The sequence below is a fragment of the Micromonospora pallida genome (assembly GCF_900090325.1).
Classification (GTDB): Bacteria; Actinomycetota; Actinomycetes; order Mycobacteriales; family Micromonosporaceae; genus Micromonospora; species Micromonospora pallida.
Genome location: NZ_FMHW01000002.1, coordinates 4,813,384 through 4,834,451 on the forward strand (window position 1 = coordinate 4,813,384; position 21,068 = coordinate 4,834,451).

At 72.4% G+C, this 21,068-nt stretch carries 17 protein-coding genes; 3 read left to right on the plus strand and 14 right to left on the minus strand.

What is annotated here, in order from left to right:
- Positions 1 to 158: 158 nt before the first annotated feature.
- Positions 159 to 3,062, minus strand: coding sequence for a preprotein translocase subunit SecA (secA, locus tag GA0074692_RS19850; RefSeq protein ID WP_091646703.1), 2,904 nt, complete (start codon positions 3,060 to 3,062; stop codon positions 159 to 161).
- 169 nt (positions 3,063 to 3,231) lie between these two features.
- Between secA and GA0074692_RS19855 the strand changes: the two genes are divergently transcribed.
- Both GA0074692_RS19855 and GA0074692_RS19860 read left to right on the plus strand, forming a co-directional pair.
- On the plus strand, positions 3,232 to 4,392 hold the full coding sequence (locus tag GA0074692_RS19855; protein WP_091646704.1) for a GNAT family N-acetyltransferase: 1,161 nt from the start codon (positions 3,232 to 3,234) through the stop codon (positions 4,390 to 4,392).
- Between the two features lie 21 nt (positions 4,393 to 4,413).
- Positions 4,414 to 5,523 (plus strand): GNAT family N-acetyltransferase, encoded by a 1,110-nt coding sequence (locus GA0074692_RS19860; protein WP_091646705.1) that lies wholly within the window; start codon positions 4,414 to 4,416, stop codon positions 5,521 to 5,523.
- Positions 5,524 to 5,586: 63 nt separating this feature from the next.
- Here the strand turns inward: GA0074692_RS19860 and hpf are convergent, their stop codons facing one another.
- The 5 genes from hpf to mtrA form a co-directional block, all read right to left on the minus strand.
- Positions 5,587 to 6,204: a ribosome hibernation-promoting factor, HPF/YfiA family gene (gene hpf, locus GA0074692_RS19865; protein WP_091646706.1), complete on the minus strand. Its 618-nt coding sequence runs from the start codon at positions 6,202 to 6,204 to the stop codon at positions 5,587 to 5,589.
- 243 nt (positions 6,205 to 6,447) lie between these two features.
- Positions 6,448 to 7,152, minus strand: coding sequence for a ComF family protein (locus tag GA0074692_RS19870; RefSeq protein ID WP_176738513.1), 705 nt, complete (start codon positions 7,150 to 7,152; stop codon positions 6,448 to 6,450).
- Positions 7,153 to 7,157: 5 nt separating this feature from the next.
- On the minus strand, positions 7,158 to 8,987 hold the full coding sequence (locus GA0074692_RS19875; RefSeq protein ID WP_091646707.1) for an LpqB family beta-propeller domain-containing protein: 1,830 nt from the start codon (positions 8,985 to 8,987) through the stop codon (positions 7,158 to 7,160).
- Positions 8,984 to 10,681, minus strand: coding sequence for an MtrAB system histidine kinase MtrB (gene mtrB / locus GA0074692_RS19880; protein WP_425413395.1), 1,698 nt, complete (start codon positions 10,679 to 10,681; stop codon positions 8,984 to 8,986). Before mtrB ends, GA0074692_RS19875 begins: the two co-directional genes overlap by 4 nt.
- Positions 10,682 to 10,751: 70 nt before the next feature.
- A complete protein-coding gene (gene mtrA, locus GA0074692_RS19885) occupies positions 10,752 to 11,441 on the minus strand; it encodes an MtrAB system response regulator MtrA (RefSeq protein ID WP_091646708.1) in 690 nt (229 codons plus the stop codon).
- A 175-nt stretch (positions 11,442 to 11,616) separates the two neighbouring features.
- Between mtrA and GA0074692_RS34850 the strand changes: the two genes are divergently transcribed.
- Positions 11,617 to 11,769 carry a hypothetical protein gene (locus GA0074692_RS34850; protein WP_176738514.1) on the plus strand — a complete coding sequence of 51 codons (153 nt, stop codon included), beginning with the start codon at positions 11,617 to 11,619 and terminating at the stop codon, positions 11,767 to 11,769.
- Positions 11,770 to 11,890: 121 nt separating this feature from the next.
- On the opposite strand, the gene ahcY is transcribed toward GA0074692_RS34850, so the two are convergent.
- From ahcY to GA0074692_RS19925, 8 genes are all read right to left on the minus strand, one after another.
- Positions 11,891 to 13,387, minus strand: a complete 1,497-nt coding sequence (gene ahcY / locus GA0074692_RS19890) for an adenosylhomocysteinase (protein ID WP_091646709.1) — start codon at positions 13,385 to 13,387, stop codon at positions 11,891 to 11,893.
- 343 nt (positions 13,388 to 13,730) lie between these two features.
- On the minus strand, positions 13,731 to 14,894 hold the full coding sequence (gene manA, locus GA0074692_RS19895) for a mannose-6-phosphate isomerase, class I (protein WP_091646710.1): 1,164 nt from the start codon (positions 14,892 to 14,894) through the stop codon (positions 13,731 to 13,733).
- A 2-nt stretch (positions 14,895 to 14,896) separates the two neighbouring features.
- Positions 14,897 to 15,901 (minus strand): cation diffusion facilitator family transporter, encoded by a 1,005-nt coding sequence (locus GA0074692_RS19900; protein WP_091646711.1) that lies wholly within the window; start codon positions 15,899 to 15,901, stop codon positions 14,897 to 14,899.
- A 67-nt stretch (positions 15,902 to 15,968) separates the two neighbouring features.
- Complete coding sequence (locus GA0074692_RS19905) at positions 15,969 to 17,165, minus strand: SIS domain-containing protein (RefSeq protein ID WP_091646712.1); 1,197 nt, start codon at positions 17,163 to 17,165, stop codon at positions 15,969 to 15,971.
- Positions 17,162 to 17,341 carry a Trm112 family protein gene (locus GA0074692_RS19910; protein WP_088980537.1) on the minus strand — a complete coding sequence of 60 codons (180 nt, stop codon included), beginning with the start codon at positions 17,339 to 17,341 and terminating at the stop codon, positions 17,162 to 17,164. The genes GA0074692_RS19905 and GA0074692_RS19910 overlap by 4 nt, the downstream gene beginning before the upstream one ends.
- A 62-nt stretch (positions 17,342 to 17,403) precedes the next feature.
- Positions 17,404 to 18,801: a phosphomannomutase/phosphoglucomutase gene (locus GA0074692_RS19915; RefSeq protein WP_091646713.1), complete on the minus strand. Its 1,398-nt coding sequence runs from the start codon at positions 18,799 to 18,801 to the stop codon at positions 17,404 to 17,406.
- Between the two features lie 61 nt (positions 18,802 to 18,862).
- Positions 18,863 to 20,074 (minus strand): hypothetical protein, encoded by a 1,212-nt coding sequence (locus tag GA0074692_RS19920; protein ID WP_091646714.1) that lies wholly within the window; start codon positions 20,072 to 20,074, stop codon positions 18,863 to 18,865.
- A 204-nt stretch (positions 20,075 to 20,278) separates the two neighbouring features.
- The gene (locus GA0074692_RS19925) at positions 20,279 to 20,929 is read right to left on the minus strand and encodes an endonuclease V (RefSeq protein WP_091646715.1); all 651 of its coding nucleotides are present in this window, start codon (positions 20,927 to 20,929) and stop codon (positions 20,279 to 20,281) included.
- Between the last annotated feature and the right edge of the window lie 139 nt (positions 20,930 to 21,068).

The window sequence follows — 21,068 nt, forward strand, 5'->3', positions numbered from 1 at the left end:
CGACCGGCGGCCGGCAGGGGTCGGCCGACCACCGGCCCGCGCCGACGAGATCGACAGAAACCGTGGGACGCCGGCCAGCGGCCCACGGGCCCGGCCCGAACACGCCGCGAGGGGCGCCCACCGCGTACGGTGGGCGCCCCTCGGGACGTGCTCGCTGGTCAGTTGCCGCCGTTGGGCGAGCCGTGGCAGCGCTTGTACTTCCGGCCGGAACCACACGGGCAGGGCGCGTTCCGGGACGGGCCGTTGCTTCCCTCGGCCTGGCCGGTGTCCGCCCGGCGGGCGCTCGGTGCCGGGGCGGGGCCGCGCAGGCCGGCCGACGGACGTGACGGCGCGGGACGCTTCGGCGTCGGCCCGCCCACGCCCAGCGCCGGGGCGGACTGGCGGGGCTCCTCCTCCGGCCGTTCCACGGCCACCGCACCCGCGCCGGCCTCTCCGTCGATGGTCGGCGCGGAGTACTGGAGGCCCTGCTGCTGCGGGGCCCGGTTGAGGCCCTTGGCCCGAATCTCGACCGGCTTCTCCAGCAACTGGACCTGCTCCGGCTCCGGCGTGGGCTCCTCGACCTGGACCTCCAGGTTGTAGAGGAAGCCGACCGTCTCCTCCTTGATGCCTTCCATCATGGTGGCGAACATGTCGAAGCCCTCGCGCTGGTACTCCACCACCGGGTCGCGCTGGGCGTACGCCCGCAGGCTGATGCCCTCTTGGAGGTAGTCCATCTCGTAGAGGTGCTCACGCCACTTACGGTCGATCACCTGGAGCAGGACCATCCGCTCCAGTTGGCGCACCGCCTCCTCGCCGAGGGTTTCCTCGCGGCGGTCGTACGCGGCGTTCGCGTCCTCCTTGAGCTGGCTGACCAGGAAGTCCTGGTCGAAGCTGGCCCGCGAGCCGCCGACCTCCTCCTCCAGATCGTCGATGGTCACGCCGACCGGGTAGAGCTGCTTGAGGTTCGTCCAGAGCTGTTCGAGGTCCCAGTCCTCGGCGTACCCCTCGCTGGTGGCCCCCACCACGTACGCCCCGACGACGTCGTCGATCATGTTGCGTACCTGGTCGGAGAGGTCCTCCCCGTTGAGCACGCGCAGCCGCTCGGCGTAGACCACCTGCCGCTGCTTGTCCATGACCTCGTCGTACTTGAGGACGTTCTTGCGGATCTCGGCGTTCTGGCCCTCGATCTGGGCCTGCGCGCTCTTGATCTGGCGGGTGACCATCTTCGACTCGATGGGCACGTCCTCCGGGATGTTGAAGCGCTCCATGACCGCCTCGACCGCGCCGGCCCGGAACCGCTTCATCAGCTCGTCCTGGAGGGAGAGGTAGAAGCGCGACTCGCCCGGGTCGCCCTGCCGGCCGGACCGGCCGCGAAGCTGGTTGTCGATCCGGCGCGACTCGTGCCGCTCGGTGCCGAGCACGTAGAGGCCACCGGCGGCGGCGACCTCCTCGGCCTCGGCCTCGCACGCCTGCTTCCACTTGGGCAGGATCTCCTCCAGCGCCTTGGCGTACTCGTCCGGCTCCTCGGCCGGGTCGAGGCCGCGCTGGCGCAGCTCGGAGGCGGCGAGGAACTCGGCGTTGCCACCGAGCAGGATGTCCGTACCACGACCGGCCATGTTGGTGGCGACGGTGACCGCGCCCTTCCGGCCGGCCTGGGCGACGATCTCCGCCTCCCGGGCGTGGAACTTCGCGTTCAGCACCGCGTGCGGGATGCCGCGCCGCCGCAGCAGCTGGGAGAGGATCTCGGAGTTCTCCACCGAGACCGTGCCGACCAGCACCGGCTGGCCCTGCTCGTGCCGCTCGGCGATGTCCTCCACGACCGCGTTGAACTTGGCCTTCTCGGTCTTGTAGATCACGTCGGGCCGGTCGAGCCGGACCATCGGCCGGTGCGTCGGGATGGTCACGACGCCGACCTTGTAGACCTTGTTGAACTCGCCCGCCTCGGTCTGCGCCGTACCGGTCATGCCGGAGAGCTTGCTGTAGAGACGGAAGTAGTTCTGGAGGGTGATGGTGGCCAGGGTCTGGTTCTCCTGCTTGATCTCCACCCCCTCCTTGGCCTCGATCGCCTGGTGCATGCCCTCGTTGTAGCGGCGGCCGTGCAGGATGCGGCCGGTGAACTCGTCGACGATCATGACCTCACCGTCGTTGACGATGTAGTCCTTGTCGCGCTTGTAGAGCTCCTTGGCCTTGATCGCGTTGTTCAGGTACCCGACCAGCGGGGTGTTCACCGACTCGTAGAGGTTGTCGATGCCGAGCCGGTCCTCGACCCGGGCCACGCCGCGCTCGGTGACCGCGATGGTGCGCTTGGCGTAGTCGACCTCGTAGTCGCCCTCGCCGTCCTTGCCGGACTGGAGGCGGGCCACCACCGTGGCGAACTCCTGGTACCACCGGGCGGAGTGCTCGGCCGGGCCGGAGATGATCAGCGGGGTCCGGGCCTCGTCGATCAGGATCGAGTCGACCTCGTCGACCACCGCGAAGTTGTGGCCGCGCTGGACCAGGTCGTCCTTGGACCAGGCCATGTTGTCGCGCAGGTAGTCGAAGCCGAACTCGTTGTTCGTGCCGTAGGTGATGTCGCACTCGTACGCGGCCCGGTGCTCGACCGAAGGCCGGTTCGGCAGGACCACACCGACGGTCAAGCCGAGGAACTCGTGCACCCGACCCATCCACTCGGCATCCCGCTGGGCGAGGTAGTCGTTGACCGTGACCACGTGCACGCCCTTGCCGGAGAGTGCGTTGAGGTAGACCGGCATGACCGAGGTCAGGGTCTTGCCCTCACCGGTCTTCATCTCGGCGATGTTGCCGAAGTGCAGCGCCGCGCCGCCCATCACCTGGACGTCGTACGGCCGCTGGCCCAGCACCCGCGCCGCCGCCTCCCGGCACACCGCGAACGCCTCGGGCAGCAGGTCGTCGAGGGACTCCCCGTCGGCGATCCGCTCCTTGAAGTGGTCGGTCATGCCGCGCAGCTCGTCGTCGGTGAGGTTGACGTACTCGTCCTCGATCGAGTTGACGGCGTTGGCGATGGCCTTCAACCGGCGCACCATGCGGCCCTCGCCGGCGCGAAGAACCTTTTCCAGAATCGACACGGATCAACGCTCCCCTAGACAGTCTCGACCCATCGTAGGCGTTCCATCGGGCCAATGGTCACTGGTGGCGTACGTGACCTCCACGGAAACCGACATAACGCACGCACCACGGCGATGGCACGGGGAAAAGCGGTTACGCCCAGCGCGAACGGTCGGGCACGATGGCCCGGTGGAGCCTGTGCAGATCACCGAGGATGGCCTGCTGCTGCGCCCGTGGCGGCCGACCGACGCCGACGACGTGCTGCGGGCCTGCCAGGCCCCGGACATCCAACGGTGGACTGCCGTACCCCGGCCGTACCTGCCCGAACACGCTCACGGCTTCGTGACCGACCGCGCCCCCCGGGGCTGGAAGGACGGCACGTCGACCCCCTTCGCGGTCTGCGACGCCGGCAGCGGTGAGCTGCTCGGCTCCTGCGGGCTGGTGAGCATCGACCACACCCTGCGGTCCGGCGAGATCGGCTACTGGACTGCCCCATGGGCCCGGGGACGCAACCTCGCCGCGCGGGCGACCCGGGCGGTGGCCCGGTGGGCGTTCGACCGGCTGGAGCTGCGCCGCATCATCTGGCAGGCCGAGCTGGGCAACCACGCCTCCCGGCTGGCCGCGCTGCGTGCCGGGTTCCGGGTCGAGGGCCGGCTCCGGCTGGCCGCGCCCGCGCCCGGGGGCAGCGCGGAGGGCTGGATCGGTTCGCTGCTGCCCGGCGAGGTCCCCGAGCCCGGTACGCCCGGGCCGGCCGGCCCGGGCACCCTGGAGGCCCGCCGCGCGGCGGTCTTCGGCCGACCGCACCCCGAACTGTTCGCCACCGTCGGCCCGGTCGAGCTGCGACTTCGGGCGATGGACGAACGGGACATGGACGCCCTCGTCACCACCAGCCGGGACCCGGAGACCATCCGCTGGACCAGCGTGCCCGACCCGTACGAGCGTTCCCACGCCGAGGCGTACCTCGCCTACCACCGAACGAGCTGGGCCGACGGTTCGGCCGCCTGCTTCGCGGTCGCCGACGCCGACGACGCGTACGTGGCCAACGTCGACCTGCGGATCGCCCGGATGGACCCGCTCCTGGCCGACGTGGGCTTCCTGGCCGCGCCGCACGCCCGTGGTCGCGGCTACCTGTCGGCCGCCCTCGGCGCATTGACCACCTGGGGCTTCACCACCCTCGGCCTGGCCCGGATCGAGTGGCGGGCCAACGTCGGCAACGTCGCCTCCCGGCGGGCCGCTGAGAAGGCCGGCTTCCGCTACGAGGGCGTCTCCCGGGCGGCCATCCAGTACCGGGACCACCGGGTCGACGCCTGGCTCGCCGCGGTGACCGCCACCGATCTGCCTGACCACTAACCGACGAGGACGGGGGACGCCATGGACGCACCAGTCATCGAGCGCGACGGGGTACGGCTGCGGCCGTACCGGGACGACGACCTGACCGACATGGTCGCCGCCTGCAACGACCCGCTCACCCGGCGGTTCCTGGACGCGTTGCCCAGCCCGTACACCGAGGCGGACGGCCGCTGGTGGCTTACCGAGGGCGCTCCCGCCACCTGGGCCCGGGGCGGGGCGGCGTACGCCGTCGCCGACCCGGAGTCGGACCGGCTGCTCGGCACGGTGGGCGTCGACCGGCTGGTGCCCATGCGCGGGCAGGCGGAGATCGGCTACTGGGTGGCGCCGTGGGCCCGCCGCCGGGGCGTGGCCACCGCCGCCACCCGGGCGCTGACCGCGCACGCCCTCGCCAGCGGGCTCAGCCGGCTGGAGCTGTTCACCCATCCGGAGAACGCGGCGAGCCAGCGGGTCGCGCTGGCCGCCGGCTACCGGCACGAGGGGGTACGCCGGGCCGTCAGCCCGCAGCGCGGCGGCGGGCGCTGCGACTCGATCGCCTGGGTACGGCTCGCCGACGACCCGCCCGGACCGGTCCCCCGGCTCCTGCCGGATCTCCCGCCGGGCGGGCTCACCGACGGCGTGATCGCGCTGCGTCCGGTCGGCCCGGACGACGTGGACCTGATGTACCGGCTGCACACCCTGCCCGAGGTGGTCGCCAACCGGGTGCCGCCGGAGCCGCCGACCCGGGCCGAGATCGAGCGGCGGTGCCGGACGGCGGAGAGCAGTTGGCTGGTCGGCACCGCGGCGGACCTGGTCGTGGTCGACGTGACCAGCGGCGAGGCCGGGGGCGGCCTCGCCCTGCGGTACGACGAACCACGCACCGGCCAGGCCATGCTCGGCGCGAGCATGCTGCCCGCCTGGCGGGGACGGGGCCTGCTCACCCGGGGCGTCCGCCTGCTGGTCGGCTGGGCGTTCGACACGGTGGGCGTCGCCCGGTTGTGGGCCGGCTGCCGGCCGGAGAACGTGGCGCCGCAACGGGTGCTGGAGAAGGTCGGTTTCCGCCGGGAGGGGATCCAGCGGGGCCGGCTACCCGGCCCCGACGGCACCCGCGTCGACTCGCTGCTCTACGCCCTCCTCCCCACCGACCGTCCCTGACCGACCGGGCCGGGGGCTGACCGACCGGGCCGGGGGCGCGGAGCGCGCCCCCGGCGGGCGGACTCAGAGGTCGAGGGAGATGAGCCCGTAGTCGTAGGCGTGCCGGCGGTAGACCACGCAGGGGCGGCCGGACTCCTTGTTGTGGAAGAGATAGAAGTCGTGACCGACGAGTTCCATCTCGAACAGGGCGTCGTCGACGGTCATCGGCTGGGCCGGGTGCACCTTTTCCCGCGCGATGTGCCAGGGCTGGTCGTCGGGTTCCTCGTCGCGTTCGGCGAGCGCGGTGGACGTGCCGGCGGAGAACGCGGGCTGCCCGAGGTCCGCGACCGGCAGGTCGGCGGTGGCGGCGGCGACGGAGATCGGCGCGTGCCGTCCCCGGTGGACGCGGCGGCGGTCGGCCGCCCGGCGTAGCCGGGTGTCCAGCTTGGCGATGGCGGCGTCGAGCGCGCTGTAGAAGTCGTTGGTGCAGGCCTCCGCCCGGACCACCGGTCCGCGCGACACGCAGGTGATCTCGACGCGCTGGCAGTGGTCCGCCTGGCGGGGGTTGCGTTCGTGGAACAGTTCGACGTCGACCCGAATGATCTTGTGGTCGTAACGTTCGATCTTGGCGAGCTTCTCTGCTACGTGCACCCGGTAATGGTCTGGCACCTCGACGTTTCGGCCCTTGACCACGATGTCCACGTGACCTCCCTTGATCGGATGGTCTTCGATCCGGATCCGGTCGCCCCTGGGAGCACCCCTTCGGCGTCGACCGGTTGGTACGGCTACGCCTCCTCTCACGCCGGGAGCGGGTGGGTGGCACCCCTCCTACCCCCGACACCGAAACGCTAACGCCTTCACGCCAACCAGTCACCCCCAGTTGTCCTGGCGGACCAGAGAATTTCACAGCTCGGTCACCAAGGGGTGAATCGGAACGACGGAGAGTTACCGCGTTCGGTGTCTTCGGGTGGCCGCGAGCACTGCCGCGACAGCCGGCGACAGTCCGGCCGCGTCGAGTGTCCGGCCAACCGCCGCCAGGGTGGCCCCGGTGGTGAGGATGTCGTCGAGCAGCACCACCGTTCCGGCCGGGTCGACCGGGCCGACCGGTGGCCAGGCCCGTAGCCGGAACGCCGAGGCCGCCGCAGCCGCCCGACCGGCGCTGTCCAGCCCCACCGAGTCCGGGCGGGGCAGCGCCCGCACCGGTCGCCGTACCCGCACCGGCCAACCCGCCCGGCGCAGCCGGTCGGCGGCGTGCCGGGCCAGCCGTCCAAGGTGGTCGCCGTAGCGGGCCCGCGCCGCCGCGGCCGTGTCCGGCACCGGCACCAGCAGCACCGGCCGGACCTCGCCGACCGCCGCCGCCACCACCTCGGCCAACAACCCGCCCAGCGGCCGGGCCAGCCCGTGCCGGCCCCGCTCCTTGTACGCCAGCAGCGCCTCCCGCAGCGCCCCGTCGTACGGGCCGAGGGCGACGCAGGGCGGCAGGCCGACCGGGGCGGGGTCGGGGCGTACCGACGCCGGTCGCAGGCCGCCCAGCGTGGCGACACAGTCGGCGCAGAAGCCGTGCCGCAGCCGGGCACCCCGCGTCCGGCAGCCGGCGCACTCCACCGGCAGCACCAGGTCGGCGAGGTCTGCCCAGAGGCCGCCCGGCATGCGGATCAGTAGAGGAAGAACGGGACGGTCGGGCTGCCCGGCGGGGCGTCCGAGTCCACCGGCTCGACCCCCTGGACCTGCTCCCGCAGGATCTGGGTGTACGGCGATCCGGCCCAGGCCACCCGGTTCGCCTCGTACATCACCGGGCTGCGGGTGAACGGGACGACCAGATTGGCCGGGTAGGCGGCCAGGTGGGTGACCTTCGCGCCGAGGTCGGTCCGGAGCGCGACCTCCCCGGTCCCGTCCACGCTGATCTCGTAGACCGCCGGCTGGCCCCGGGTGCCGGCCACGACGAGTCGGGACTCCTCGACCCAGTCGATCGCGGTGAGCGCGGTCAGGGAGGTGGGCACCTGGCGGGTCGGGCCGACGCTGACGCCGCCCCCGTCCACGCTCACCGCCGCCACGTACAGCCGACCGTTGACGACCAGCGCGATCCGACGCCCGTCCAGCGCGGCGGCGACCGCGGTGACCGGGCCGGGCACGATCAGCGGCAGCGGAGTGAGCTGGCCGTCGGTGCCGAAGCGGTAGAGCCGGCCGTCGGCGACCACCAGCCCGTGCGCGCCCCGGGTGTCCGAGGTCTTCAGCCACACCGGCCTGCCGATCGAGGCGTACGACGCCGCGCTGCGGGCGGCGACCCGTACCGGGGCCTTCCCGCTGCCCACGGAGAGGCGCTGGCGCCGACCGTCGGCCAGCACCAGGGCGGCGAGGATCCGATCGCCGGCCCGGCTGAGCGCGGCGGAGAGGACGTCGCGGTTGTCCTCCCCGGCGATGGGGTCGGTGCCGCTGGTCTCGCCGACGAACGCCAGCGGACGCACCGACCCGTCGTACACGCAGAACCGCTGTGGGTCCTGGCGGACCAGGTACGCGGCGTGCGTGAGCCGGTGCTGGTCGGCGCTGGGAATCTTCCGGCGGGTCTGGTTGCGGACCTTCACCTCGAGCGGGCCGGTGATGTCCGGCAGCGACCAGGCGAGCTGGGTGACGAGCCGGTCGAGCTTGGCGTCGTCCTCGCCCGACATGGCGATGTCGATCTCCCACCGACCGTCGGTCTCGGTGGCGTTGTTGATCAGTTGGGCACCGTCGGGCAGCCGGGTGACGGTCGGGGTGAGCCACTCCGACGGGCCGTCGGTGAGCCAGCCGACCACCTCGGTGACCCGTCGTTCCTTCGGCACGGCGAGAGGAAGATACCGCTGGTCCGGGACGAGCCGGGTCTGGTCGGCGCTCCAGAAGTAGATCGTCGAGGACTGGTAGAACTCCTGGAGCGCCTGGTCGCTGAGGAGCAGCGTGCTCGGTGGGTCGACGAGGTAGTAGCCGGCGTCCTCGTCCCCCGAGCCGGCCGGCGCGGCGCCACGCAGGTCGAACCGGTACTCGGTCTCGGTCGCCACCGGAGGCGCGAGCGTGCCGTTGGCCCGGAGCAGCCCGACCTGCTGCACGGTGACCCGGACCGAGAAGGTGGCCTCCTCGCCGCTGGTGCCCCGTGGGTTGACCGTGGTCACCGGCTCGTCGAGCAGGCGGACCACGTTCACCGCGAAGTCGCTGCCCTGCTTGGGCTGGAGGCGGTCGCGGTCCTCGGGCGCGACGTACTGCAACACCCGCTCGTACGCCCGGTTCGGCTCGCCGGCCGGGGCGGAGAGGAAGTTACGGATGAACGCGGCGGAGTCGCTGCCGCTGGCACCCCGCGCCGGCGGTTCACGGTTGCGGCCGTTGACCGATCCGGCCTCCCCGACCGGTCCCGGGCCGTCCACCCGCACCTCGGAGAACTGCGGTATGCCGCAGCCGGCCAGCCCGGCGCCCACCAGCACCCCGGTGAGCAGGGCCGCCACCAGCCGCCGGTTCACGGGCCGACCTCGGTCCGCTCGCCGTCGCCCGCCGGGCCGATCGCCAACGCCCCGCCAGGCCCGGGACCGATCGCCAGCAGCTCCCCGTCCCGGGGGCCGCCGAAGGGCAGGGTGGCGTCGGCGGGGACCAGCCGCAGCGGCGAGGTGGTCAATCGGTCCCCGGCCCGGGCCGGCAGGGTGAGCCGGAACTGCGCGCCCTGGCCCGGCGCACCCCATGCCTCCAGCCAGCCGCCGTGCAGCCGGGCGTCCTCCAGGCTGATGGAGAGGCCGAGCCCGGTGCCCCCGGTCTGTCGGGCACGGGACGGGTCGGCCCGCCAGAACCGGTTGAACACCAGTTTCTCCTCCCCCGGCTTCAGCCCCACCCCGTGGTCGCGTACGGTCACCGCCACGGCGGTCTCGTCCACGCCGAGGGTGATCCGGACCGGCCGGCCCTCGCCGTGCTCGACCGCGTTGCCGACCAGGTTGCGCAGCACCCGCTCCACCCGGCGCGGGTCCACCTCGGCGATCACCGGGGTGCTCGGCACGTTCAGTTCCAGCGGGACCCCGATCCGCTCGGCGAGGCTGCCGAGCCGGTCGGCCACCCGCTGCACCACCGGCACCAGGTCGGTCGGCTCGGCGTCGAGCATGGCGAAGCCGGCGTCGAAGCGGCTGATCTCGAGCAGATCGGTGAGGAGTTCCTCGAACCGGTCCAGCTCGGCCTGGAGCAGCTCGGCGCTGCGGGCCACCGCCGGGTCGAACCCGTCCCGCTCGGCGAAGATCAGATCAGCCGCCATCCGGACCGTGGTCAACGGGGTACGCAGCTCGTGCGAGACGTCGGAGGTGAACCGGCGTTGGATCCGGGACATCTCCTCCAGCCGCAGGATCTGCCGCTGGAGGTTGGTCGCCATCTGGTTGAACGAGGCGGCGAGCAGGGCCAGGTCGTCCTCGCCGTTGACGGTCATCCGCTGGTCGAGCAGGCCGGCGGAGAGGCGCTGGGCGGTCCGGGCCGCCGCCCGGACGGGGCTGACCACCAGCCGGGTCACCAGGGCGGCCAGCAGCCCGAGAAGGAGCACCAGCGCGACCCCGGTGGCGACCACGGTGGCCCGCGCGTCGCCGGCCGTGTCGGCCTGCCGGGTCAGCGGTACGAGGTAGTACAGCTCGACCTGGCCGAACCGGGTCGGCACGGGTGAGCCGTACACCAGGTAGGTGGCCCGGTCGCCGGTCAACTGCCCGGTCCGGATCTGGTGGGCGACCTGGCCGTCCGCGACGGCGGCCCGCAGCTCCGGGCTGATCAGGGGCAGCACGTCCACGTCGGGCGAGGTGCGCGACTTCAGCACCCCGGAGTGCTGGTCGGCGGTGATGGCGACCACCACCCCGCCGGTCTGCGCCGGGTCGCCCCCACCGGCCAGGTAGTTGACCGTGCCGTCCAGGGTCTCCTGGAGCTTCGCCTCCTGCGGCTGGCTGAACACTCGGAACTGCTTCTCGGAGTACTCCCGCCCGCTGGTGAGCCGCAGCAGCACGTCGGTCTCGGCGTTCTCCAGCAGGATGCCGGTGATCTTGTCGGCGATCAGGTACGCGAACCCGCCGACCAGCAGGCTGGACGCGACGAGTGTGATAGTGACCACACGGACCTGGAGCGAACGTCGCCAGGTCTGCCGCAGGCCGGCGGTGACCCGGCCGGACCATCCGACCAGGGCGTGCCAGAAGGCCCACACGGTGTGAAACCGGTGGGCCCCGGATGCCGGCTCGGCGAAGATGGGAGAGTCACGCACAGTGCTCCCCAGGCTATCCCGTACCCGCCTTGTAGCCCACGCCCCGCACGGTCAGGATGATTTCCGGTCGCTCCGGATCCGGCTCGATCTTGGCCCGCAGGCGCTGGACGTGCACGTTCACCAGTCGGGTGTCCGCCGCGTGCCGGTACCCCCAGACCTGCTCCAGCAGGACCTCGCGGGTGAACACCTGACGCGGCTTGCGGGCCAGCGCCACCAGCAGGTCGAACTCCAGCGGGGTGAGCTTGACCTCGTCGCCGTTGCGACTGACCGTGTGCGCCGGCACGTCGATGGTGATCTGGTTGTCCGGCGGGCCGATGCTGAGCATCTCCGGCGCGGCGTCCTCACCCCGACGCAACCGGGCCCGCACCCGGGCCACCAGTTCCTTGGGCTTGAACGGCTTGACCACGTAGTCGTCCGCCCCGGACTCCAACCCGAGCACGACGTCGACGGTGTCGCTCTTGGCGGTCAGCATGACGATCGGCACACCCGACTCGCCCCGGATCGCACGGGCCACGTCGATGCCGCTCATCCCCGGCAGCATCAGGTCGAGCAGGACGATGTCGGGCCGGTTCTCCCGGAAGGCGGCCAGGGCTCGCTCCCCGTCGGCGACGAAGGAGGGCTGGAACCCCTCGTTGCGCAGCACGATGCCGAGCATCTCGGCCAGCGCAGGGTCGTCGTCGACCACCAGTACCCGTGCTCTCATGGGATTAATATTCCATCCCCGTTCGTCATCGTGGGACCTCGGTGTCACCGCCGCGGTGTCTGCGCCGGCAAGCTTGCCACAGAAAACCAGCGATGAGCAGGGTCCGCCACCCGGACGAGGCCGGTGGCGGAGCGCCCCACCCATCGGGTGGCACTACGACAGGAGGGACCGACATATGCGTGGCTTCGGCCCGTGGCTGGCCGTGCTGGCGGTCGTCCTGCTGCTCAGCGCGCTACGGATGCGCGCACTCGCGGCGGCGGTCTCGATCGGCTGGCTGGTGTGGTGCGTGTGGACCTGGATCCGGGCGGCGACCCGACGCGACGGCTGAGCCGCCGCGCCCGGACGGAGGGCGGTCCCCCGCCCGTCGTGACCGGCCCCGGTCGTGGCGTCCGACCCCGGATGCGGCGGACCGGGCCGGCGGGACACCGCCGGCCCGGTCCCGTCGCGGCTCAGTAGCGGTAGTGCTCCGGCTTGAACGGCCCCTCGGTGGAGACGCCGAGGTAGGCGGCCTGCTCCTTGGTGAGGGTGCTCAGCTTGGCGCCGAGCGCGTCCAGGTGCAGCCGGGCGACCTTCTCGTCGAGGTGCTTCGGCAGGACGTAGACGCCGATCGGGTACTCGTCGGTCTTGGTGTAGAGCTCGATCTGCGCGATGGTCTGGTTGGCGAACGAGTTCGACATGACGAAGCTCGGGTGCCCGGTGGCGTTGCCCAGGTTCAGCAGCCGCCCCTCGGAGAGCACGATGATCGCGTGGCCGTCGTCGAACCGCCAGACGTCGACCTGCGGCTTGATGTTCTCCCGGGTGACGTCCGAGCGCCGGGCCAGACCGGCCATGTCGATCTCGTTGTCGAAGTGACCGATGTTGCCGACGATGGCCTGGTGCTTCATCCGGGCCATGTGCTCGTTGGTGATGACGTCGAAGCAGCCGGTGGCGGTGATGAAGATGTCCGCCTGCTCCACCACGTCGTCGAGGGTGGCGACCTGGTAGCCGTCCATCGCCGCCTGGAGGGCGCAGATCGGGTCGACCTCGGTCACCACGACCCGGGCGCCCTGGCCGCGCAGCGACTCGGCGCAGCCCTTGCCCACGTCGCCGTAGCCGAGCACGACGGCCATCTTGCCGCCGATCAGCACGTCGGTGGCCCGGTTGATGCCGTCGATGAGCGAGTGCCGGCAGCCGTACTTGTTGTCGAACTTGCTCTTGGTCACCGAGTCGTTGACGTTGATGGCCGGGAAGAGGAGCTTGCCGTCCCGGTGCATCTCGTAGAGGCGGTGCACGCCGGTGGTGGTCTCCTCGGTCACGCCCTTGATGCCGGCGGCGATCCGGGTCCAGCGCTGACCGTCCTCGGCGAGCGAGCGGTGCAGCACGCCGAGGATGACCGCGAACTCCTCGGAGTCGGCAGACTCGACCGGGGGCACCACGCCGGCCTTCTCGAACTCGACACCCTTGTGGACGAGCAGGGTGGCGTCACCGCCGTCGTCGAGGATCATGTTCGGCCCCTGGCCGTCCGGCCAGGCCAGCACCTGCTCGGTGCACCACCAGTACTCTTCGAGGGTCTCGCCCTTCCAGGCATACACCGGGACGCCGGCCGGGGCCTCCGGGGTGCCCTCCGGGCCGACCACGATGGCCGCCGCGGCGTGGTCCTGGGTGGAGAAGATGTTGCACGACGCCCAGCGCACCTGCGCGCCCAGCGCGACCAGGGTCTCGATCAGCACCGCCGTCTGGATGGTCATGTGCAGCGAGCCGGTGATCCGCGCCCCGCGCAGCGGCTGCGCCTCGGCGAACTCACGGCGGATCGCCATCAGGCCGGGCATCTCGTGCTCGGCGAGGCGGATCTCCTTACGCCCGAACTCGGCGAGCGCCAGATCCGCCACCTTGAAGTCGCCCTCGGCAAGGGTGCGCGGCCGGGCCTCGGACGGCGCACTGCTGGACGCCGGGAGGGTGCTGGTCATGGAAGCTCCTGTCGGAACGAGATCTGTGGGCGGCTCACCACATTACGCGAGACAGCGCGCGGGGCGGTCGAGCACAGACGGAGATTCCGTCCAGCATCGGCCGCCCCGCGCATCCCCCCGGTTTGGTTCCCCGCCCGTTCTCGGACCTGCGTCGCGGTAACGGTGCGTACCCATAGGTTCACATCCCCGAGCCTGGCACGTCAAGCATTTCTGGAATATCCGGCATGCGTGTTGCGTCGCTTTCGACCCTATTCGCCAGATGTCCCCGGTTGACCGTTCCAGGCCGGGACCAGCGCCGGCCAACTAGGGCGTCCGCGCAGGTCAGCGGCGGCCGGCTACAGCGTCAGCGCAGGCCGGCGGCGGCCACGAAAACCTCACCCGGGCCCGAGACCAGCAGCGGACCCGCCCCGGCGGTGCCGATCGCCGCCTCGCCGCACCGCAGCGTCACCCGGCCCGCGTCATCGCCCACGGTGACCGTTCCCGCCACGCACAGGGTCACTCTGGGCCCCGGAACGGGCAGCCGCACCTCCGGGTCACCCGCCGTCCCGACGACCCGGTAGAGCACGAAATCATCGACCGGAACCGGCCACGTCAGCACACCCGGTACGACCGGCCGAGCGGCGACCACCGGATCGTCGAGGACCTCGAACCGGAGGATCCGCAGCAACTCCACCGGATCGACATGCTTCGGGGTGAGCCCGCAGCGCAGCACGTTGTCGCTCGCCGCCATCAACTCCACCCCGCTACCCCGCAGGTAGGCGTGCAGGTTGCCGGCCGGCATCCAGATCGCCTCACCGGGCGCCAGCCACACGTGGTGCAGCAGCAGCGCCACCAGCACGCCCGGGTCGTCCGGGTAGCGGGCGGCCAGTTCGCGGACCAACGCCGCGTCCGGCCCGGCGATCTCCGCCCCCACCACCGCGGCGACCAGTCCGGCCCGGTCCGCCACCGGCCAGTCGAGCAGCAGCCGGACCGCCTCCCGCAGTCCCGACCCGCCGGACCGCAGGGCGGTCACCACCGGCGCCAACGCCGGTACGCCGAACCCGGCGAGCGCCGCCGCCGAGACCGCCGGGTCACGGAACCCGCAGAGCGCCTCGAACGGGGTGAGCGCCACCAGCAACTCGGGCTTGTGGTGCGGGTCCACGTAGTTGCGATGCCCGTCGGTGCGGGCCCCGTCGGCGGCGAACCCGGCCCGCGCCTGCTCGGCGTCCGGATGGACCTGGAGGCTCAACGGAGCCTCGGCGGCCAACACCTTGAACAGGAACGGCAGCCGGGGACCGAACCGGTCGAGCACCTCCGCGCCGAGCCAGTGGTCGGGATCGGCGGCGAGCAGGTCGAGCAGGCTCACCCGCGCGCCGTCCCGATCCACCGTCGCCGGAGCAGCCGGGTGCGCGCCCAGCCACAACTCCGCCTCCGGCCCGTCGCTGGGCACCGGACGCCCCTGGAGCTCCGCGATCGCCGACCGGGAGCCCCAGGCGTAGTCCCGGATCGGTCCGTACAGCAGTTCCATGCTCAGTGCCCGGGCTCCCCGCCGTCCGTGCCCCTGCCGGGTATCACGGCGCCCTCACCGGCCGTCGCGACATCGGCATCGGCTCGCGCCTTGGCCGCGGAGTAGATGTCCGGCTCCAGGTAGATCACCCGGGCCACGGGCAGCGCCGTACGGATCCGCGCCTCCACCGCGTTGATCCCCTCGGCGATCCGGTCGGCCGACTCGCCCGACGGGACGGCAATCTTCGCCGCCACCAGCAGCTCCTCCGGGCCGAGGTAGAGGGTCTTCATGTGGATGATCCGCTCCACCTCGGGCCCCTCGGTGATGGCCCGCTCGATCCGCGCCACGTCGTCGGCCTCGGCCCCCTCACCCAGCAGCAGACTCTTGGTCTCGATCGCCAGCACCACCGCGATGGTGACCAGCAGGACGCCGATCGCCGCGGTGCCGGCGGCGTCCCACTCGCCGTTGCCGGTGATCAGGGTCATCCCGACGCCGATCAGCGCGAGCACCAGGCCGACCAGCGCGCCGAGGTCCTCCAGGAGCACCACCGGCAACTCCGGGGCCTTGGCCCGCCGGATGAACTGCGCCCAGGTCGCCTTCCCCCGGACGTGGTTGGACTCCACGATCGCGGTCCGGAACGAGAAGGACTCCATGATGATCGCCAGAACCAGGACGGTCACCGGCACCCACTGCCACTCGTGAATGCCTTCCTTCTCGTGCCACTTGTGGTACGCCTCGTACAGCGCGAACAGGCCACCGACGCTGAACAGCACGATCGACACGATGAACGCGTAGACGTAGCGCTCCCGGCCGTACCCGAAGGGGTGCTGCGGGGTTGCCTCCCGCTTCGCCCGACGGCCGCCGAGCAGCAGCAACCCCTGGTTGCCGGAGTCGGCGACCGAGTGGATCGACTCGGCCAGCATCGACGACGAACCGGTCAGCAGGAACGCGACGAACTTGGTCACCGCGATGCCGACGTTGGCCAGCAGCGCGGCGACGATCGCCCTGGTCCCGCCGCCGGCGCTCACGCCGCCGCTCCGGCCGGTGTCGTCGTCGGGTACGGCACGGGTGTGCCGAGCCGGGGGGTCGACTCGCTCACGGGTTGGCCAGCTCCTTCATCTCAGAGACGGCGGGCACCGCCATCGGGTCCAGACCGTGCGCCAGGGCGAGGTAGACCGAGGCGAAGTCCGGAACGGCGACCAGCGAGGCGAGCCGCTCCAGGGCGGACCCGCCCTCGGCGGTCACCACGTCGCAGCGCACCCCGCGCCGCTCGGCGAGGGTCTGCACCGCGTCCGCCCGACGCTCCTCGACCGCGAGCGGCTCGTCGGAGTCGTCGTCGGCGTTCAGCCCGCCGTCCCGCAGCAGCACCAACCGCAGTCGGGTGCCACCGTCGGTGGGCTCGTCCGGGTCGGCGAAGATGTCCCGCGCCGACTCGACCAGCCCGCCGAACACCCCGTCGAGCAGGCCCACCCGGCCCCGGCCCGCCTCGCCGAGCGCCCCGGCCACCACGGGGTAGCGGGCGTTCGCCGAGAGGGTGTCACCGAAGCGGCGGGTCGCCACGGTGGCCAGCGGCGACGATCCCCAGACGATCGGGATCGAGCCGGCCAGCCCGAGCGCCAGCGACTTCGCCGGGTTGACGAAGGACTCGGCGGTCGGCCGGCACCGGTCGGCGTCGGCGTCCAGCCGGGCCGCCGTCTCGGCCAGGTCGGCCTCGTTCACCTTCACCAGGCCGAGCGTACGGGCGGCGAGCAGGACCGGCACGGTGAGCGCCCAGAGACTGGCCCGGGCCGGGGCCCGGCGCGGCACCGGGATGAACGGCGCCCGGGCACGTTCGGCCACCGACTGAAGCTGGGAGTCCGGCGCGCCGACGGCGACCAGCCGGGCACCCCGACGGTGGGCGGCCTCGGCCGCGCCGAGCGCCTCGGGACTGCGACCCGACGCGCTGACCGCGATCACCACGTCCGCCGCGCCGACCCAGCCGGGCACCCCGGCGCTGCGGTGCGGGATCACCGGCACCGGGCAACGCGGGCCGGCGACCGTGGCCAGAACGTCCCCCGTACGACCGGCGGTGCCGATGCCCGCGATCACCACCGCCCGGGGGCGTCCCTCGTCGGCGAGCACCTGAAGGTTGGCCTCGGCGGCCAGCGCGGCGGACTCGCGGACCTGGGCCCCGGCGGAGGCGGTGTGCCGGAGCATGCCCCCCGGGTCCAGCTCGGCGAGCGCGTCCGGGTTGTCGAGCAGCGCCTCGTCGGCGTCGCGGTGGCCGCTGACTCCGGCCGTACCCTCGATCACGACTGCCGTCCGGGGCGGGCCTCGTCCAGCAGCAGCACGGGCACGTCGTCCCGCACCTCGAAGATCCGGTGGCACTCGGTGCAGGTGAGGGTCTGCGCCTGCGGGTCGTAGTCGAGCGGGGCGTGGTGCGTGTCCGGACAGGCGAGGATCTCCAGCAACTGCGGATCCAGGGCCACGGCGCGGCTCCTTCCACGTATGTGGTCTCACCGGTCGGTCCCGCCGACCGGCGCACGCGATCTTATCGGCGAACCCGGTCGAGCACCTCGTCACGGAGCGCGATCATCCGCTCCCGGGTGGGTGCCTCGACGTTGAGCCGCAGCAACGGCTCGGTGTTCGAGGCGCGCAGGTTGAACCAGGCCCCGTCGGAAAAGCGCAGGGTGAGCCCGTCCATGGTGTCGGCCTCCGCCTCCGGGTACGCGGCCCGCACCTCGGCCACCTTCGCGGCCTGGTCCGGAACGGTGGAGTTGATCTCACCGGAGGCGACGTAGCGCTCATAGCCGGCGGCCAGCTCCGAGAGCGGACGCTCCTGCTCGCCCAGCGCGGCCAGCAGGTGCATCGCGGCGAGCATGCCGGTGTCGGCGAACCAGAAGTCGCGGAAGTAGTAATGGGCCGAGTGCTCCCCGCCGAAAACCGCGTTGGTACGGGCCATCTCCGCCTTGATGAAGGAGTGACCGACCCGGGCCACCACCGGCTTGCCGCCGTGCTCCTCGACGATCTCCGGCACCGCGCGGGAGGTGATCAGGCCGTGGATGATCGTCGAACCGGGGTGCTTGGCCAGCTCGCGGGCAGCCACCAGCGCGGTGATCGCCGACGGGGAGACCGGCTCGCCCCGCTCGTCCACCGCGAAGCAGCGGTCCGCGTCGCCGTCGAAGGCCAGCCCGACGTCCGCCCCGTGGGCCACGACCGCGCGCTGGAGGTCGACCAGGTTCGCCGGGTCCAGCGGGTTCGCCTCGTGGTTGGGGAAGGTGCCGTCCAGCTCGAAGTAGAGCGGGACGATCTCCAGCGGCAGGGCCGGCAGCACGGCGTCCCCGAGCACGCTGGGCACGGTGTGGCCGCCCATCCCGTTACCGGCGTCGACCACCACCTTCAGCTGCCGGATGCCGGAGAGGTCGACCAGGCCGCGCAGGTGGGCGGCGTACTCGGGGCGCAGGTCGCGCTGCCGGGCCGGCGGGGTCGACTCCCCCACCGACTCTCCCACCGGAGCGGACTCGCCCTTGTCCAGCAGGGCCTGGGCGCGGTCGCGAATCTCGGCCAGACCGGTGTCCTGCCCGATCGGCCGCGCGCCCGCCCGGCACATCTTGATGCCGTTGTACTGCGCCGGGTTGTGACTGGCGGTGAACATCGCCCCGGGCATCCCGAGCGCGCCGGAGGCGTAGTAGAGCATGTCCGTGGAGGCGAGGCCGATCTCGATCACCGAGCGTCCCTCGGCGCGTACCCCGGCGCCGAAGGCGGCGGCCAGGGCGGGCGAGGTGGCCCGCATGTCGTGCCCGACGACCACCTGATCTCCGGGCTCACCGGTGGTGTTCAGCAGGTGGGTGAAGGCGGCACCGAGGGCTTCGGCAGCCCGTTCGTCCCACTGGTCCGGCACCGTCCCTCGGACGTCGTACGCCTTCACGATCTGGGACAGATCAGACACCGGTCTCGCTCCCTTGCTCACGGGCCGTCAACGACACTGAGCGTATCGGAGGGTCCGGCGACTACTCGGGTAGGCGAGGCATGATGGTCGTCGAGTCCCCACCCCCGGCGGCCTCTGGCGGCGGTGGCGTGCCTGGTTGTCCGGATCTCGGCGACGGATACACCGTCCCGGACTGCGACGGAGACACCGACCCAGGCTGCGACGGGTACACCGACCCGGACTGCGCGGAGCGGGGGGCCGGATACCCCTGGTCCGGCGACGTGGCCGGGTACATCCCACCCGGCGCCGCCTGGCCCGGCGCTGCCTGACCGTCGCCCCGGGGCGACGACGGGTAGACCGTGCCCCGCGCCGGAGTGGCCGGCGGCGGGTAGCCCGTCGGCCCGGCCGGGTAACCGCCGGCGCTCGTCGGGAAACCGCTGCTGCCAGCCGGGTAACCGCCGGGGCCGGCCGGATTGCCGGAACGATAGGTGGTGCCGCCCGTCCCGCCCGGCACCGGCGGGTACGACGAGCCATCCGTCTCCGGCCGGTCCGTACGGGAGCGGCGGAACAGCAGGACGATCAGGGCGACACCGACCGCCACCAGGCCCAGGCCGAAGACCATCACCAGGGACAGCCCGCCGCCCGACTCGTCGGTCTCCGCGGCCTTACCGGCGGCACCACCCACCGCGGCGAGCGTCGACTCCGCCGTCGGATCCTCGGTCGGCGGCCCGGTCTCCACCGGCGGCGTCGGAGTCGGACTCGGGGTCTTCTTCGGCGTCGGAGTCGGCGCGACCCGACCCGCCCGGACCTGCGACATTTCGGCGCCCCGGCCGATCGTCCGACCGGTCGCGGTGGTCGCCTCCCCCACCACGGTCAGCGGGCCGGCAGGCGCGCCGGCCCGGAAGGTCACCCGGTACCGCACCGTGATGCTCTTGCCCTTGCAGAGGGTCGGCTTGGCCGGGGAGGTCTGGCTGGTGTTCAGCGAGCCGCCCCCGGAGACCGGGACCGGCCACCACTGGCCCCCGGCGGCCACCTGCACCTCGACCTGGTCGGCCCGCACCCCCGCCAGCCGCAGGCCCAGCGCGGTACGCAGCATCACGCAGCCGTCGCTCCGCTTACGCACCTCGATCGACACGGACTCGGCCGACCCACCGGCGGTGAAGCTGCCGGCGGTCCGCACCTTGACCGAGTCGCCCTCGGCCAGCGCGGGCGTCGCGCCGACGAGCACCACGCCGCCCACCAGCGCGCAGACCGCCGCCAGGCGCGCCGCTCCCCGCCGTACCGTCATGATCACCTCGCCGCTCCTCCCCGATCGGGGTCCGGCCGACAGGCTACTACCGCAACCCGGCCGACCTGCGGCATCGACCGCACTCGTCTTCCGGTTCGCGGTGGCTCTCACCTTCCGGTTGCAGTAGCGCTCGCTTTCCGGTAGCAGTGGCCGGAGCCGCCGCCACGGCGCGGTCAGACGTGACCGGCAAGTGCCGCCCGGCAGAGCCGGTCAGACGTTGTTGGCAAGCGCTGTCCGGCAGAGCCGGTCCGCCGTACGGGTGGTCTCCGGCAGGCGATAGTGCGGGGCGAGCGCCAGCACCTGGGCGCAGGCGTTCTCCAGCCCCATCCGGTGTCCGACCGAGACGAAGACCGGCTTCACCCCGTCCTGGGTACGCAGCACCCGGCCCAGCACCTCCGTACCGTCCACCAGGGACGACCAGGCACCCCGGTGCTCGGCCGGCGGCTCCCACGCGCCCACCAGTGGGGTCTTCCCCACCCCGATCGCCGGCAGCCCGGTGAGCACCCCAAGATGGCAGGCCAGCCCGAACCGACGCGGGTGCGCCAATCCGTGCCCGTCACAGACCAGCAGCTCAGGGGGCGTGCTGAGGCGATCCAGCGCGTCCAGCAACGCCGGCAACTCCCGGAAGGCGAACAGCCCCGGGACGTACTCGAACGCCGGCCGCCCAGTGGCGACCGCCGAGTCGACCACCTGCAACGTCCGCGCGTCCAGCACGGTGACCGCCGCCGCCAGCCGGTCGCCATCCTCGGCGTACGCCACATCCAGGCCGGCCACCGTCGCGGGCGCGGCAGGACCCGGCCCGACCAGGTCCACCAACGGCCGCAACCGATCCTGTACGCCCAGCGCCTCCGCCACGCTCACCGGCCACGCGGGCTCTCCCGCCCCGTCCGGCCAGCCCTCTCTGACTGGGCCGCCCGGGATGACCGGCTCCTTTTCGGCGATATCGGGGCCATCCCGCCGCCCCGACACCGCCACATCGGCAATACGGAGTTGACCATGC

Excerpts from the sequence above, each read along its gene's own strand:
- GA0074692_RS19860 (WP_091646705.1), top strand. The coding sequence starts at position 4,414 with ATGGACGCACCAGTCATCGAGCGCGACGGGGTACGGCTGCGGCCGTAC.
- GA0074692_RS19870 (WP_176738513.1), bottom strand. The coding sequence starts at position 7,152 with ATGCCGGGCGGCCTCTGGGCAGACCTCGCCGACCTGGTGCTGCCGGTG.
- mtrA (WP_091646708.1), bottom strand. The coding sequence starts at position 11,441 with ATGAGAGCACGGGTACTGGTGGTCGACGACGACCCTGCGCTGGCCGAG.
- GA0074692_RS34850 (WP_176738514.1), top strand. The coding sequence starts at position 11,617 with ATGCGTGGCTTCGGCCCGTGGCTGGCCGTGCTGGCGGTCGTCCTGCTG.
- ahcY (WP_091646709.1), bottom strand. The coding sequence starts at position 13,387 with ATGACCAGCACCCTCCCGGCGTCCAGCAGTGCGCCGTCCGAGGCCCGG.
- manA (WP_091646710.1), bottom strand. The coding sequence starts at position 14,894 with ATGGAACTGCTGTACGGACCGATCCGGGACTACGCCTGGGGCTCCCGG.